This is a genomic window from Microcoleus sp. AS-A8 (assembly GCA_039962225.1).
In the GTDB taxonomy this organism is placed as follows: domain Bacteria; phylum Cyanobacteriota; class Cyanobacteriia; order Cyanobacteriales; family Coleofasciculaceae; genus Allocoleopsis.
This window is the reverse complement of the sequence record JAMPKV010000015.1, coordinates 101,318-117,421: the sequence shown is the minus strand read 5'-3', so window position 1 is coordinate 117,421 and position 16,104 is coordinate 101,318. Positions and strand designations below refer to the sequence as shown.

The window sequence follows — 16,104 nt, the reverse complement described above, 5'->3', positions numbered from 1 at the left end:
ATTGCATAAGCCTCATATGTCAGCGAGGAGGATTTCCTAAGACAGATGGCAACAAAATTTCCTAAATTTAGCCAGGACCTCGCTCAAGATCCGACGACACGTCGGATCTGGTACGGGATTGCTACGGCTCACGACTTTGAAAGCCATGATGGCATGACGGAGGAAAATCTTTATCAAAAGATTTTTGCTTCTCACTTCGGTCACATTGCAATCATTTTCTTGTGGACCTCTGGCCTCCTGTTCCACGTCGCCTGGCAAGGTAACTTTGAACAGTGGATTAAAGATCCGCTCAATATCCGTCCCATCGCCCACGCGATTTGGGACCCTCAATTCGGCGCACCGGCTGTAGAAGCCTTCACCCAAGCGGGTGCGGCTAACCCAGTTGATATTTCCTACTCCGGTGTCTACTACTGGTGGTACACCCAAGGGATTCGGACGAACGGCGACTTGTATCAAGGTGCAATATTCCTTTTGATACTATCGGCAGTCTTCCTGTTCGCTGGCTGGCTACACTTACAGCCCAAGTTCCGTCCGAGCTTATCCTGGTTTAAGAGTGCTGAGTCTCGCCTGAACCACCACATAGCCGGTCTGTTCGGTGTTAGTTCTCTGGCTTGGGCTGGTCACTTGATTCACGTTGCTATCCCCGAAGCTCGTGGACAGCATGTGGGTTGGGATAACTTCCTGTCTATTAAGCCACACCCAGCAGGCTTGGCTCCGTTCTTCACCGGCAACTGGGGTGTTTATGCCCAGAACCCCGATACAACGGGTCATGTGTTTGGCACCGCTCAAGGCGCGGGTACAGCTATTCTGACGTTCTTGGGTGGTTTCCATCCCCAGACCGAGTCCCTGTGGCTGACCGATATGGCGCATCACCACTTGGCGATCGCTGTAATCTTCATCGTTGGCGGTCACATGTACCGCACCAACTTCGGCATTGGTCACAGCATCAAAGAGATGCTCAACTCCAAGGCCGGTCTGGTTGGTGGCAAGAGTGAAGGCCAGTTCAACCTGCCTCACCAAGGGTTGTATGACACGATGAACAACTCCTTGCACTTCCAGCTATCATTTGCTCTGGCAGCGCTTGGTGTCATCACCTCCCTGGTGGCGCAGCACATGTATTCACTGCCTCCTTATGCCTTCATGGCTAAGGACTTCACGACCCAAGCGGCGCTCTACACCCACCACCAGTACATTGCTGGCTTCATCATGGTTGGAGCGTTTGCCCACGGCGCGATTTTCCTGGTACGAGACTATGACCCTGAACTCAATAAAGGGAATGTCTTGGATCGGGTTCTACGGCACAAAGAAGCCATCATCTCTCACTTGAGCTGGGTTTCACTGTTCTTAGGTTTCCACACTCTAGGTCTGTACGTCCACAACGATACTGTGGTCGCCTTCGGAACCCCTGAGAAGCAAATCCTGATTGAACCGGTGTTTGCTCAGTTCATCCAAGCCGCTCATGGTAAAGCCCTGTACGGCATGGACTTGCTGTTGTCCAATCCAGATAGCATCGCGACCACTGCATGGCCTAACTATGGCAATGTCTGGTTACCGGGCTGGCTGGATGCGATTAACAGTGGCACCAACTCTCTGTTCTTAACCATTGGCCCTGGCGATTTCCTGGTTCACCATGCGATCGCACTCGGTCTGCACACCACCACCCTGATTTGTGTCAAGGGTGCGTTGGATGCCCGTGGTTCTAAGCTAATGCCGGATAAGAAAGACTTCGGCTATACCTTCCCCTGCGACGGTCCCGGTCGGGGCGGCACCTGCCAAACCTCCTCTTGGGAACAGTCCTTCTACCTCGCCATGTTCTGGATGCTCAACACCATTGGTTGGGTCACCTTCTACTGGCACTGGAAGCATCTGGGTATTTGGCAAGGCAACGTGGCTCAGTTCAATGAGTCTTCGACTTACATCATGGGCTGGCTGCGCGACTACCTGTGGCTATACTCAGCTCAGGTGATCAACGGGTACAACCCCTATGGCACAACTAACCTATCTGTTTGGGCTTGGATGTTCCTCTTCGGACACTTAGTCTGGGCAACTGGGTTTATGTTCCTGATTAGCTGGCGCGGATACTGGCAAGAGTTGATCGAAACTCTCGTCTGGGCACACGAGCGCACTCCTTTAGCGAACCTGGTTCGCTGGAAGGATAAGCCGGTTGCTCTATCCATCGTTCAAGGTTGGTTGGTTGGTCTAGTTCACTTCACCGTGGGCTATGTCCTCACCTACGCCGCCTTCCTGATTGCCTCGACGGCTGGTAAGTTCGGCTGATGAAGTTGACTCCATCCTAGCTTTGTAGGTAATTAAATAAAGTCCCCTGCCTTCGGGTGGGGGATTTTTTATGGAGTGAGCTGAGTTTTAAAGGCAGGAAAAATATCTTCCCACAAGATGAATAAATTGATAGGGTTTGGGGAGCAGGCTAGAAATTCAACCTTTAGCATAGGATTAGCCGTCACTAGTAATTGCAACGGGTTAGCTGTTCCCGGCGAGTCGTTGCAGGAGGTTTGATTTTGAGCCACTCAATGCCTGAACCTGATTCTCCCAGTACCATGGATACCGACGAATTCGACAGTGCGATCGCCAGCTTTGAAGAAATTCAGGAAGAACTCAACTACAAACAAGCACAAGACGCACTCCGAGACATAGTGAGTCATCTCGACTTAACCCCACGAGAACAAGCGGGTTTAGAGTCAGAAATTGAGGGCTTAACCACCTTACTTGACAAATTAGAAGATTCATGCATTCAGATTGCTGCCTTTGGCATGGTGGGACGGGGGAAATCGTCTGTCCTCAATGCCTTATTGGGTACACCCGTATTTGAGACGGGGGCATTACATGGCGTTACCCGCAGCAGTCATACCGCAAATTGGCAATTGAGTCAGGAAGCGGTGGGGGATAATGGTCAAGACATTCTGCGAGTTGCCTTACCCAGTAGTATAGGTAAGTCCCAAATTCAGCTAATTGACACGCCAGGAATTGACGAAGTAGACGGTGAAACGCGAGAAGCTTTAGCGCATCAGGTTGCCAGACAGGTAGACTTGATTCTCTTCATGATCGCCGGTGACATGACGAAGGTGGAATTTGACGCCCTTTCCCAACTGCGGAATGTTGGCAAACCGATGTTGCTGGTGTTTAACAAAATTGACCAATATCCCGAAGCGGATCGTCAGGAAATTTACCGTAAAATTCGGGATGAGCGAGTGAAGCAGTTGCTCTCCCCCGAAGAAATTGTCATGGTTGCCGCTTCCCCCTTGGTTGCTCAAGCCGTGCGACGTGCCGATGGTAGTATGAACGTGCAACGGCGTCCGGGAAAACCGCAAGTCGATGAGTTGAAGCTGAAAATTCTGGAGATTTTGCACCGGGAAGGTAAATCGCTGGTTGCCCTCAATTCAATGCTTTATGCCGATGATGTCAACGAACGGGTGGTGAGTCGGAAAATGGCGATTCGGGAGGAGAGTGCCAATCAGATTATCTGGAAAGCGACGATTACTAAGGCAGTTGCGATCGCACTTAACCCCTTAACTGTGGTAGATGTCCTCACTGCCACCATCGTTGATGTGGTGATGATTTTAACCTTATCTCGCCTGTACGGCATTTCCATGACCCAGCAGGGTGCTGTCGGATTATTGCAAAAAATTGCGATCGGCATGGGAGGAATTGGTGCTAGCGAACTTTTGGTCAGTCTAGGACTTGGTTCCCTCAAAAGTTTACTCGGTCTTTCTGCACCGGCAACGGGGGGAATTTCCTTAGCGCCTTATGTTTCGGTGGCACTGACTCAGGCGGGAGTGGCGGGAGTTTCTTCGTATGGGATCGGACAAGTGAGTAAGAGCTATTTGGCAAATGGGGCATCTTGGGGGCCAGATGGGCCAAAAGCGGTTGTAACCCGAATTCTCTCATCGCTGGATGAAACCTCAATTCTCAATCGTATTAAAGGGGAATTGGAGGCGAAACTTGATGGAGGGCGATGGAAGGTAAAGCCACGTTGATGGGAAGTTTAGTCCTAATGCAAATGCTTGGGAAAACGGTATAAGTTTCCTCCAGAAATCTTTAGATAATTTTTCATGTCGGACGGACAGTTAGAGTTGGATACACTGCCATCTGGCATCGTCGTAACGAGCGCTTTCGCAAAATTCTTGCTAAAACTGGATATACTCTTCTCGGATAAGAAGATGATGCAAAATCAATTCCAGGCAACAAAGTCCTTCACCGTCTTAATTAAGCTACTGCGCGATCGCACCTCATTTCTCGATGAAATTCGAGGTGGCATCAAACTCAAGAGTAAGAGTACAGCGCTGCTTATCTGTAGTTCTATATTTTTTGCTATTTCTGGTGCCATTATTGGTTCATTCCATAGTTGGGAACAGGCGATCTCTTCAGCCATCAAACTTCCGGCTCTCTATTTAATTACGCTGTTGATTTGTTTCCCAACCTTATACTTTTTTAACGTGCTGTTTGGTTCACGCAAGACGGCTGGACAGCATTTTGCCATGCTCCTTGCGGCTGTCTCCGTAATTAGTGTTTTATTATTTAGTTTTGCACCAATTGTTCTATTTTTTCTGATTTCCACACGAAATTATCAGTTTTTTATCCTCTTAAATGTGGCAATTTTTACAGTTACCGGATTTATGGGTATCCAATTCCTTTATCAAGGAATGCAGTCGATGACGAAAGAGGACACTGACGGCATGGAAACCCGCATGAGTATTTTACGGTTTTGGTTGGTGCTATATGCCTTTGTTGGCACTCAGTTAGCCTGGACATTGCGACCGTTCTTTGGTACGCCTGGAACATCATTTGTGTTGTTTCGCCAGTTGGAAGGTAATTTTTATCTAAGTTTGGTACAAGCGATTGGAGAAATTTTGGGGTTTTAATTATCCCTACTTTCTATAGATGGGCTTTGTGTCTTGACCCTGTACACTAGACCGTGACTCGCATCAAAGACGGTATCATGGATAACTTTTACAGGGAAATCAATCAGCCAGATGACCAAATTGACCTGGCAAAAGCAGCACTTTATATTGCCCAAGAAGAATATCCAGACCTTGATGCCGACGAATATATGAATGCTCTCGATGTCATGGCAGATGAGGTCGAGGAACGTCTACCAGCCGAACGCTATCCTCTGCGGATTATCCAGACCCTGAATCAATACTTCTACGATGACTTAGGTTACATCGGCAATACGAGTGATTACTACGACCCACGCAATAGCTTCCTCAATGAGGTGATTGAGCGACGGACAGGTATTCCAATTACCCTTTCGCTCGTCTACCTGGAAGTTTCCCGACGCCTAGATTTTCCGATGGTTGGTATCAATATGCCAGGGCATTTTTTAATTCGCCCAAGTTTTGAGGAAGCAGGAATTTTTGTCGATGCTTTTAATCGTGGTGAGATTTTATTTCAACAAGATTGCGAGGCACGACTTGCACAGATGTACGGGCGTCCTGTGCAGATGCAATCCAGTTTCATTACCTCGGTTAGTCCTCGGCAGATATTGGTACGGATGTTGAGGAATCTCAAATTTATTTACCTCAACCGCAGCGAATTGCCGAAAGCGCAGGCAGCCGTTGAACGCATTTTGCTGTTGTTTCCGGATGCTCCTATAGAAATTCGCGATCGCGGGCTGATTTACTACCAGTTGGGAGATGGGCCTCAGGCCGCCCAGGATTTAGAAATTTATTTAGCCATGCTCCCTAATGCGGAAGATGCTCCTGTGATTCGTCGGTTATTGGAGCAACTGAGTCGAGACGCTTAATACCAATTCTCTTTAAAGTTGCACTTTATGAACCCCCGGCTATCGCCGTCCTCTTTAATAAGGGGGACTACAGGGGGTAATGAATTGAGCGCTTTGTTACAGAGAAATAATATAAGGGAATTTAAAATTTTCGCTCATTGTTTTTGTTCATTTTTCACGGCGATATACCTCTTCGGCGACTCGTTTGAGGCGTCTCAATTGGGCTTGCATATCACCTTTTGTCCAATTGGCGGCAAAGGTGTTGAAGCCCCAGCTAATGACTGGGTTGGAAATTCCAAACTCAAAGCGGTTGAGTAGACGTGTGCCTTTGTCATTGGGCTGACACTCCCAGCGATCGCGCCCTTGAAAAAATCCCTGGAATTCCCAAACGACTAAACCCGGTTCTCGTACTACTACAACGCTATTTAATTTTGGTTGCAACAAAGGAATTTGAATCACAAAACGGCTGCGACTTCCGACTGAGGTACTCCACTCTCCTATCGGTTTACAGCTTAGAATTGGGTTGAGCCAGCGGTGCATCAAAGTCTGGTCAGTGATACAGCGCTCTACAACTGTCGCACTGGCCTTGATTTGAATTGACTGTTCAAAAACTTGAGTGTTTGACTTTGACATTGAAATGTTCCAGAGCTAATCGAGGACGGGTAATATGGCTCTACTGGAAAGCAAAGAAAGTTTAAGCCTGAAAAACCAGTAAATCTTGCATTTTTGTGGCTTAATTATCCATAAGGATAGAGGTAAAGCCGCGACTCTAGGTTTAAACTTGCCCCTGGATTTTTCCGGCTGTTAATCTTCAGTTCTCTGCATCTCTATTTAACCATCACACTCTATTGATTGAGAGGATAAATAGCATCAATCACGTTCAGCACTGTGGTCACAAACTTCATGTTGCTGGTTTGTGAAATTTGAGAATAGCGTTAGAAGGAAGACTATGAATGAAATATGGAAAGGTATAGTCCAAACCGTGAGAGTGGATGTGCCGCTCCAGGTACATTCCGTTTTGGCACAGGCACCGAATCAACCGGTGGCACCGGCTCAACCCGGAGTATTCCAGACGGGGACAACCTATGTTGAGGGACTGTGGCAAAGTATCTGGACCTTCGTGCCTACGTTGGTCGGCGCACTCGCCATCTTACTGGTTGGGCTTCTCATCGCCCTAATTGCTTCGTTTATCACCAGAGGGCTGCTCAATCGCACCCGTTTGGACAACAAAATAGCAGACTGGATCACGGGTCGGCAGGAGGGAGTAGAGGCTCCTCCCATTGAGAAGTGGATATCCAGCGCAGTTTTTTGGATCATCATGATCTTCACTGTAGTTGGTGTTCTACAGCAACTACAGCTAGAAGTCGTTTCTCAACCCCTGAATAACTTTCTCAACCAAATTCTGATCTTTTTACCCAAGCTCCTAGGAGCATTGATCTTTTTAGGGGTAGCTTGGCTAGTGGCGACATTAGTCAAGATAATAACAACGCGGGCGCTGCGATTATTTCGTTTAGATCAGCGTTTAGGTCAGCAAGTTAGACCACCAGAGGCTTCAGGAGAAACTTCCCCTCCCCCAACCCATCAATTTTCGCTGGCGGAAACGATTGGAAATGCCCTGTACTGGTTCATTTTTCTCCTATTTCTCCCCTTAATTTTAGACAGCTTGGGTTTGCAGGGAACAACCTTGCAACCCTTGCAGCTAATGCTGAACCAAATTTTGGGAATTCTGCCCAATATTTTGGGAGCGATCGCGATCGCAGCGGTGGGTTGGTTTATTGCACAAGTCGTGCGCCGCATTGTCACCAACTTACTATCGGCAGCTGGCGCTGACCAATTAGGGAGTCGGTTTGGACTCCAGGCAACAGCAGGAAGTCAGTCCCTCTCCTGGCTGGTTGGAACAGTTGTCTACGTCCTAATTTTGATTCCAACAGCGATCGCAGCTCTCCAGACACTACAGATCGAGGCGATCTCAGTGCCTGCGATCGCAATGTTAAACCAGATTCTCAACGCGATTCCTAAAATCTTTACAGCCGCGTTGATTCTAGGCATTGCTTATGTCATTGGGCAATTTCTCAGCGATTTGGTGACCAATATCCTGACTAGCATTGGCTTCAACAATGTGTTTCAGTGGCTGGGTATCCCGACAGCCCGCGTTACCCGTCCTACGCCAGTTACTACAACCGACGAATATGGGTTACCCAGTACACCTAGAGTTGGCTCTCAGACTGTACTACAGCCTTCACCAGCTCCCACTCGAACACCGTCAGAACTAGCGGGAATTATCGTCTTAGTCGGCATCCTATTGTTTGCCGCCGTTGCCGCAACGAACGTTTTGCAGTTTGCCGCCTTGACCTTAATTGTGACCGGCATTCTGGTGATTGCGGGTCGGATTTTGGCGGGGTTAGTGGTATTTGCCATTGGTCTATGGCTAGCGAATCTAGCCTTTAATTTGATTACAAGCTCTGGCTCTCGTCAATCCCGAATCCTGGGACAAACCGCTCGGATTGCAATTATTACCTTGGTTTCCGCGATGGCACTGCAACAAATGGGCATTGCCAGTGACATTGTTAACTTAGCCTTTGGGCTGCTCTTAGGTGCCATTGCCGTGGCAATCGCCCTAGCCTTTGGTTTAGGCGCTCGTGATATTGCCGCCGCTCAAGTTCGGGAATGGCTCTCGTCCTTTAAGGAAAACCGATAAGGAAAACGGGCCGCCCAACATCCAATCAACCAGGGCTTCCGCCGTAACCATAAAGTAGGGGGCGTTACAACGCCCCCTCATCCCCTCTCTCGAAAGAACGATGAGTCTTGTAGGATAAGTAAAAAACCAGTCGCACCCACTCAGAGAGTTCAGGCTCCACTCGCGCTCAGAACAATTCAGCAACCATACATTGTAGAGAAGAGGGAAGAATGCCTTTCACTGCCAGTGTCATTTCTGCTAAACAATGGGGGGCTAGAGCTCCAAAACAGTGGCCTGAAGAAACGAGGCCGCAATATATCGTCATCCACCATACAGATATGCCAAATCCCCCTAGAGATTTATCTAGAGCAACGGTGGAGGGAGCGAAACAATTGGCCAGGAGTATTCAAGGTGCCCACATGGGTGAATTTGGCTGGAATGATTCCGGCCATAACTTTTTAAATACCACGGGTGGGGTTTTGCTTGAAGGTAGACAAGGTTCTTTAGATGCCATTAAGCGCGGGCGTTGTGTCCGTTCCGCCCACGCTGGCAGTGTTAAAGGCAATGAGTCGCCAGGGATTGAAAATGAAGGCAACTTCATGACCTACCAGATGAACGCCAAGCAGTGGGAGAGTATGGTTGAGTTGTGCGCTTCTATTTGCTCGTCCTGCAAGATTGACCCCGATAATATCAAAGGACATCGAGACTTTTCTCCAACGAATTGCCCTGGTAACTGGTTGTACAGTCAATTGCCGCGATTGCGTCAAGATGTACGCAAGCGACTTGGTTCCTCTCCAGCCGAAGACTATCTCCGGGAAGGCGCTTCCGGTGCAAAAGTCACAGAACTACAGCAACGCCTCAAAGCCCAAGGCTTTAACCCCGGCCCCATTGACGGCATTTACGGCATCGGTACGGTTCAGGCTGTCATTTCTTTTCAGAAGTATCACGGGTTAGATCCAGATGGTGTGGTGGGTCCAACCACTTGGAAGTTGCTGACGAGTACGCCGATACCGAAGCCAGAATCGCCCAGTGCGATCGATCTGCTTGATACTTACTTACTGTATCGCAGCTTACCTCATCAAAATCAAGCCATTCAGTGGCTGCAAGGACAACTCTCAAAACCCATCTTGGAAGAGTTTTCCAAACGCTGGGGCAATAAACCATTTTCATCTTCATCTTCATCTCCATCCCCAGCTCAAACTCCATCCCCAGATCCAGATTCAGATCCAGATTCAGATCCAGATCCATCCCTATCCTTTCTCCCCCTCCGGGAAGGAACTAAAGGCACGCAAGTAAAACAACTACAGGAACGCTTGCAACAGCTAGGATTTAAACTTGGGATACCTGACGGAGACTTTGGCCCTGCAACGAAAGCTGCTGTAATGGCGTTTCAGAAGTCTGAAGGTTTAATTACAGATGGGATTGTGGGTGAAAGAACTTGGAGGGCTCTGAATCTTACCTGGCAGGATTAATGATAGGGTGAGCCTTTCAGCAGAACCATAAAATAATTGACACCTTAATACTTAAAATCCCAATCTACCCAACAATCGACTTAAAAACATCCCCCTGTTTCAGGGCTTTCTCTCATTGGTGTGAGTGATATATTTTGGCTGGGATAGTTTCAGGTAGCTCGTTAATCTTACACTATGCCTCCCGAATCAGGTGCTGTTGAACTCTCTGTGGTTATTCCTCTTTACAATGAGGAACTTAATATTGATTATCTATTTGAGCGATTAAGGTCTGTCCTGATGCATCTCAACATGACCTATGAAATCGTTTGTGTGAATGATGGTAGTCGAGACAATACGCTTAGCTGTTTAATAGAGCATCATTATCAAGACCCCAGAATTAAAGTCGTCAATTTGTCTCGGAATTATGGAAAAGAAATTGCTCTAAGCGCAGGTCTAGATCATGCCAATGGCGAGGCTGTTGTACCCATTGATGCGGATTTACAAGACCCACCTGAATTAATCGAAGAACTGGTGGCAAAATGGCGTGAGGGCTATGATGTTGTTTATGCAACACGTCGCTCCCGTCAGGGAGAAAGCTGGCTAAAGCGCTTTACAGCGAATGGGTTTTACCGAGTCATTGATAGCATCAGCCGTGTACCCATTCCCCGCGATACTGGAGATTTTCGTTTACTCGATCGTCGTGTTGTTGAGGCGATTCAACAATTGCCGGAGCGGAATCGTTTCATGAAAGGCTTGTTTGCTTGGGTGGGCTTTAAACAAACATCCGTTCTTTTTGATCGCCCATCTCGTCATAAAGGAGAAACAAAATGGAATTACTGGCGACTTTGGAATTTTGCTTTGGATGGGATTACATCTTTTAGCTTACTCCCTTTAAAAGTATGGAGTTATATAGGTCTTTTAGTCGCCATACCTTCATTCTTCTATGCCAGCTTTTTAGTGGTTCGGACTTTACTCTTTGGAATTGACCATCCTGGCTATGTCTCAATCATGGTGGCGGTTCTGTTTTTGGGAGGAGTACAGTTAGTTAGCTTAGGTGTGATTGGTGAATATCTGGCTCGTGTCTACGAAGAGGTAAAGGGACGCCCTCTTTACCTCGTGCGAGAAACTTATGGGTGTGACTCAACTTCAACCGTTAAACACAAGGTTCACTCTTCTCAAAGGGATAGGTTTTAGAGGAAGGGTGTGTCGCTTATACCCCTGTGGGTAGATTTGCTGTTTCAGCTCCCTTGTCGCACACAAAGCATAGTCGTAATGAGTATGATTTAGAGACAGGGTTAAATTGAACAGCGTTTAAAAAATGGCTCATCTAAATCAACGCCGCTCTCAAAACGTCAGCGGTGACTTTTACGTCGATAGCACCTGTATTGATTGTGATACTTGCCGATGGATGGTTCCGGAAGTGTTTCAGGAGGCGGGGGAGCAGTCTGTGGTGTATCATCAACCGACATCAGAAGCTGAACGGTTGCGATCGCTCCAAGCTCTATTATCTTGTCCGACCTCCTCAATTGGTACCGTTGAAACGCCGAAAGATATCAAAACCGCTCATCAGAGTTTCCCCATCCTCGTGGCGGATAATGTCTACCATTGCGGCTACCACTCCGAGAGTTCCTACGCCGCTACCAGCTACTTTATTCAACACCCCGAAGGCAATGTTTTAGTGGATTCACCTCGCTTTGCCTCACCATTAGTCAAGCGCTTAGAAGACATGGGTGGAATTCATTATATGTACCTGACGCATCGGGATGATGTTGCGGATCATCAGAAGTATGCTGAGCATTTTGGCTGCAAAAGAATCCTGCACAGCGATGATATTACCAGCAGCACTCGTGATGTAGAAATTCAACTGACGGGTTCGGAAACCGTTCAATTAGCGCCCGATTTGTTGATTATCCCCGTTCCTGGTCACAGCAAAGGTCACACCGTTTTATTGCACAATCATAAGTTTTTGTTCACGGGCGACCATCTGGCTTGGGATGAACAATTAAATCAGCTCATTGCCTTCCGTGATTTCTGTTGGTATGCCTGGTCTGAACAGATCAAATCCATGCAAAAGTTAACTCACTATTCATTTGAGTGGGTATTACCGGGTCATGGTCGCCGCTACCATACTGATGCAGAAACCATGCGCCATCAACTACAAAAGTGTATTGCTTGGATGCAAGCCAGATAAGAAGTCATCGGGAGACATGGGGCGAGCAACACGATACCTACTGAAATTGCACAAGGGAGAGAATTGCGATCGCTGATATTCATCAAGCCTTAATGTAATCAACATTTCTGTATCTAGTGATTAATCACCACTGGCGTTCCCACCGATGCCCAATCAAACAACCAACGGGCGTGATTCACAGCAACATTCACGCAACCATGGCTGACGGGCGTCCCAAATTGACGATGCCAGTAGGCTCCGTGGATGGCGTAGTTTCCCTCGTAAAACATGACATAAGGCACATTGGGAACGTCATAATTAGCTCCTCTCATGCGGCTCTTGGGTAACTTGGTTTGAATGGTAAAAATACCAGGGCGAGTCGGGGTGGTGTTTTTGCCTGTGGAGATGACGAGCGCATAAACTTGGTTTCCTCCCTCCCAAGCAATCAACCGTTGGTTTTTCAAATCAATTTGAATCCAGCGTTCCTTGGAAGTTTGCAGCTCCATCATTTTTGTCGCAATACTCTCTCTCAGGGGATTGGAGAGAAGGGGTGTTACCCAAACACCTAAAGCGGTTAGAGTCATGGCTGCACCCGCTAAGACGGTTCCACAGCGACGGAGCCAGTGGGGGGAGATGAGGCTTTTCATGGATTTTGCACGTCTTGAGTCAAGGTAGATGAGGCGCAACGGCCTAGAAATGAGGCTATCAAAAGTTGTGCGTATTTTATCGTTGACTCGTTCTGGTGCTATTTCGCTGGAATCGCTAAGTGTTCCCTGAGAGTTCTGGCGCGTTGCGCGATCGCTTTCCAATCTTCTGTAGCTATCAGCGCTTTGGGAAATAACTCGCCGGAAAGCCCCACGGCAATCGCTCCAGCTTTGAGAAACTCCTGTGCATTTTCCAGCGAGACTCCGCCAGTGGGAATTAAAGGAATATTACCCAGTGGCCCTTGTAAAGCCTTGATATAACTGGCTCCACCCACCGCCTGAATGGGAAATACCTTAATGCAGCTAGCACCTGCCTCCCAAGCGGTGACAATTTCTGTCGGAGTCAAAGCACCCGGTACGATGGGGACACCGGCCTTAACGGCGGCGGCAATTAAACTCAGATTAACGTGGGGCGTGAACAGAAACTGTGCACCCGCCTCAATCGCCTGTTCTAACTGCTCCAAGTTTAATAACGTGCCCGTGCCGATGATACAGTGCGGTAACTCCGTGCGGAGTAGGCTGATCAGTTCAGGGGCTCGTTCGCTATTCCAGGTAATTTCAATCAGCGATAACCCCCCCAGCGCTACCGCCTGAGCCATTTTATGACCGAGTGATAGCCAAGGCGATCGAATCACAGCAATAAACCGATGTTGCTGCAACAAAGTTAACCAAAATTGATTAGACATCTTCACTCTGGGGTGCCCGGTAGAGGAGGAAGGAAAATTTTTTCAAGTCAGCGCTGTTCAATGTACTTATTTTTTCTACATATTCTGTAAAGTATGGCTTTTTGGGTAACGCCAAACGCTGTGTTCTTTCGATTAAAACTGTCAATTTTTCTACTTCCTCTACCAACCGATGAATATTTTATTACATCTATACCAATCCTTAGGGAGATGAAATTAAATTTAAGCTATGATTTCTCAACTCAGAAATATGGCAATCTGTTAGTAAAGCGCTGTAAAGAGCAAGGTGAGCTGACTTTTAGTACGCCTCAATTATTTTCGGCATCAATTAACTTTACATTGGTTTTATTGAAAGCTTAATCCAACCCAATTCCAATTCTATACCCTTAGTATGATGATAAAAAAGAGCAAATTTATCTAATCTATTGAAGTGAGTGATTAATACAAAACAAATTTAGGAGAATTAAACGAATGGCTCTTGTGAAACTTGCAGATGCTTATCCTAACTATAAGCAAGAAATTTTTGGTGGCGATGACATCAAAGGATATGAAGTCTATAGCGCTACCGATGAAAAAGTGGGTGGCATTTATGACGCGCTTGTTGATGAAACAGGTCGTTTTCGCTATCTCGTAATTGACACAGGCGTCTGGGTGTTTGGTAAGAAAGTTTTGGTTCCCATTGGTCGCGTGCGGATGGATTATGATCGTCGCCGTGTTTACATTACAGGCTTGACCAAAGACCAAGTTGAACGGTTACCAGAGTACAACGACAACATGACCGTTGACTACGACTATGAAGAACGAGTCAGAGGGATTTACCGACCCACAGCAACTGCCACAACGGCAACGACGGCTCAGGTTCCTAGCTCTACCTACGACCGTAACACCTACAACTATGAGCATGATCGCTCACTCTACGATACAGATGAGCAAAATCATCAAAAAATCAAGCTGTATGAAGAGCGCTTACTGACCAGCAAACAGCGTCAAAAGACGGGTGAAGTTACAGTAGGTAAGCATGTTGAAACTGAAACAGCCAGAGTATCTGTTCCCATCGAAAAAGAACGGGTCATTATTGAGCGCACCAACCCTACCGACACCAGAGAAGTTACGCCTGGAGAGGTAGATTTCCGCGAAGGTGAAGTGGCTCGCATGGAAGTGTACGAAGAAACGGCTGACATTCAAAAGAAAGCCTTTGTACGTGAAGAAGTTAGTATTCGGAAAGAAATTGAGCGCGACACGGTAGATGCAACAGAAACGATTCGCCGTGAAGAGTTAGACATTGATGTTGATGGCAATCCTGCCATTAACAAACGTAAGTAGGCTTTTAACGTCTAGTAGTCTGAAGCCGCTTTTGACAACAAGGCTGATCATTGAATCAGCGAAGAATCACTTATAACAGTGACAGGTAGAGCGGGCAATTTAGCTGGCTCTACCTGCTGTCTATAAGCTGTCTATAAAAAGAGTATTTTAATCCAGACAATAAATTAGGAGAGAAAAATGGTTGCCAATAATCCTGTCTCTACCAAAAACAAAACTCGAATTAAAGATTTATTGGAAAAGCTGAAAAACAAGCTGAAAGGCTTTGCTGTCATCAACATGCAAGGCCAATTAGTAGGGCGAGTTACAGATATCTTCTTAGATAAAAGCTATCATCTGAATGTGCTTATGTCTAAAGCGGAAGCTCAAGCCAATCCGCAAATATATTTACTCAGTAGTAAATATATTGAGAAAGTTGATGCTGTACACCGCTTACTTTTTGTAGATATCACCCCTGTAGAACTTGAGGAACTTCCTCTATATTCGATGCATAATAAGCAAGTAGCAGAAATTCCAGGAAGCTCTGCAAATCTCTCCCTAACTGAGGAAACCCCAAGGGATTTTCAGTCTCAGGAACTTCGTGAAACAGATTCCCTAGAAACTCCGTCTTCGGAAACAGCAATGCCAACAGAAGTAGCCACTGAAGACGTGACAGAATTAGATGATAGCTCAAATGTAGTGGAAGAAGAGCTCGTTCGTTTGCTAGAAGAACGGATCGTAGTCAACCGCCGCAAGCAAAAAGTTGGCGAAGTGGTGGTTCGCAAAGAAATCGAAACTCACATTATCGAAGTCCCTATTCAACGCGAGATATTAATTATTGAGCAAGTCGGAGCAGAGACTAAAAGGCTTGCAGCCATTGACTTAAGTAAGGGGGAAGTTACCGGTGTTGAACTGACCAATCCTTCGAGTTCTGAGATTCCTCATCAGAAAGAGTCTCGTCATGAGCCTGAAAAGGGTGATCAAGTTATCGGTGAATTTGTCTCTCCTAGAGCCGCCAGTAATCTGTTAGAGGCAATCGCACTGCAAAAGCGGCATGGGTGCGTAAAAGTTCGCGTGGAATTGACAGTGGAAAACGCAGAACTTCAGAAAACTTACCAAAACATGTTTGACCGTTGCTCTATACGCTAAAAAATTAGGGTAAGGTACTCCCTCTGACTTTAGCAATTGAAGCAGTGACGACTGACCAGTTACCAGTGATGCCTTTGTAGGGTGGGGAATGTAAAGGCAGCCACTCAACTAAAGTTGACCACGAGGAGTTCTGTAGTTGTCGGGCTGAGTCTAATGGAAAATCAGTATTTTACGTAATTTTTAATTCTCTGAACAGAGAGTTAGGCTAAGTGTAACAATGGCAACATTGTT

Annotated in this window: 13 protein-coding genes; 10 read left to right on the top strand and 3 right to left on the bottom strand. The window is 46.9% G+C overall.

Annotated elements, in window-relative coordinates:
- Positions 1-45 precede the first annotated feature (45 nt).
- The 4 genes from psaB (at position 46) to NDI48_22500 (ending at position 5,761) form a co-directional block, all read left to right on the top strand.
- Entirely contained in the window at positions 46-2,277 is a 2,232-nt protein-coding gene (psaB, locus tag NDI48_22515) for a photosystem I core protein PsaB (GenBank protein MEP0833942.1), read from the top strand.
- A gap of 278 nt (positions 2,278-2,555) precedes the next feature.
- Positions 2,556-3,992, top strand: a complete 1,437-nt coding sequence (locus NDI48_22510; GenBank protein ID MEP0833941.1) for a GTP-binding protein — start codon at positions 2,556-2,558, stop codon at positions 3,990-3,992.
- 183 nt (positions 3,993-4,175) lie between these two features.
- Positions 4,176-4,877 carry an actin-binding WH2 domain-containing protein gene (locus tag NDI48_22505; protein MEP0833940.1) on the top strand — a complete coding sequence of 234 codons (702 nt, stop codon included), beginning with the start codon at positions 4,176-4,178 and terminating at the stop codon, positions 4,875-4,877.
- Positions 4,878-4,954: 77 nt separating this feature from the next.
- On the top strand, positions 4,955-5,761 hold the full coding sequence (locus NDI48_22500; GenBank protein MEP0833939.1) for a SirB1 family protein: 807 nt from the start codon (positions 4,955-4,957) through the stop codon (positions 5,759-5,761).
- A 147-nt stretch (positions 5,762-5,908) separates the two neighbouring features.
- Here NDI48_22500 and NDI48_22495 read toward each other — a convergent pair whose 3' ends face one another.
- Positions 5,909-6,373, bottom strand: coding sequence for an SRPBCC family protein (locus NDI48_22495; protein ID MEP0833938.1), 465 nt, complete (start codon positions 6,371-6,373; stop codon positions 5,909-5,911).
- A 316-nt stretch (positions 6,374-6,689) separates the two neighbouring features.
- On the opposite strand from NDI48_22495, the gene NDI48_22490 reads away from it, so the two are divergent.
- From NDI48_22490 to NDI48_22475, 4 genes are all read left to right on the top strand, one after another.
- On the top strand, positions 6,690-8,438 hold the full coding sequence (locus NDI48_22490; protein ID MEP0833937.1) for a mechanosensitive ion channel: 1,749 nt from the start codon (positions 6,690-6,692) through the stop codon (positions 8,436-8,438).
- 209 nt (positions 8,439-8,647) lie between these two features.
- The gene (locus tag NDI48_22485) at positions 8,648-9,889 is read left to right on the top strand and encodes an N-acetylmuramoyl-L-alanine amidase (GenBank protein MEP0833936.1); all 1,242 of its coding nucleotides are present in this window, start codon (positions 8,648-8,650) and stop codon (positions 9,887-9,889) included.
- Between the two features lie 174 nt (positions 9,890-10,063).
- Positions 10,064-11,062 (top strand): glycosyltransferase family 2 protein, encoded by a 999-nt coding sequence (locus NDI48_22480; GenBank protein MEP0833935.1) that lies wholly within the window; start codon positions 10,064-10,066, stop codon positions 11,060-11,062.
- 124 nt (positions 11,063-11,186) lie between these two features.
- A complete protein-coding gene (locus NDI48_22475) occupies positions 11,187-12,059 on the top strand; it encodes an MBL fold metallo-hydrolase (GenBank protein ID MEP0833934.1) in 873 nt (290 codons plus the stop codon).
- Between the two features lie 113 nt (positions 12,060-12,172).
- Here NDI48_22475 and NDI48_22470 read toward each other — a convergent pair whose 3' ends face one another.
- Entirely contained in the window at positions 12,173-12,685 is a 513-nt protein-coding gene (locus NDI48_22470; protein MEP0833933.1) for a L,D-transpeptidase, read from the bottom strand.
- 98 nt (positions 12,686-12,783) lie between these two features.
- Positions 12,784-13,428 (bottom strand): bifunctional 4-hydroxy-2-oxoglutarate aldolase/2-dehydro-3-deoxy-phosphogluconate aldolase, encoded by a 645-nt coding sequence (locus tag NDI48_22465; GenBank protein ID MEP0833932.1) that lies wholly within the window; start codon positions 13,426-13,428, stop codon positions 12,784-12,786.
- A gap of 468 nt (positions 13,429-13,896) precedes the next feature.
- Between NDI48_22465 and NDI48_22460 the strand changes: the two genes are divergently transcribed.
- Both NDI48_22460 and NDI48_22455 read left to right on the top strand, forming a co-directional pair.
- Entirely contained in the window at positions 13,897-14,748 is an 852-nt protein-coding gene (locus NDI48_22460; GenBank protein MEP0833931.1) for a DUF2382 domain-containing protein, read from the top strand.
- Between the two features lie 231 nt (positions 14,749-14,979).
- On the top strand, positions 14,980-15,873 hold the full coding sequence (locus tag NDI48_22455; GenBank protein MEP0833930.1) for a DUF2382 domain-containing protein: 894 nt from the start codon (positions 14,980-14,982) through the stop codon (positions 15,871-15,873).
- Positions 15,874-16,104: the final 231 nt, after the last annotated feature.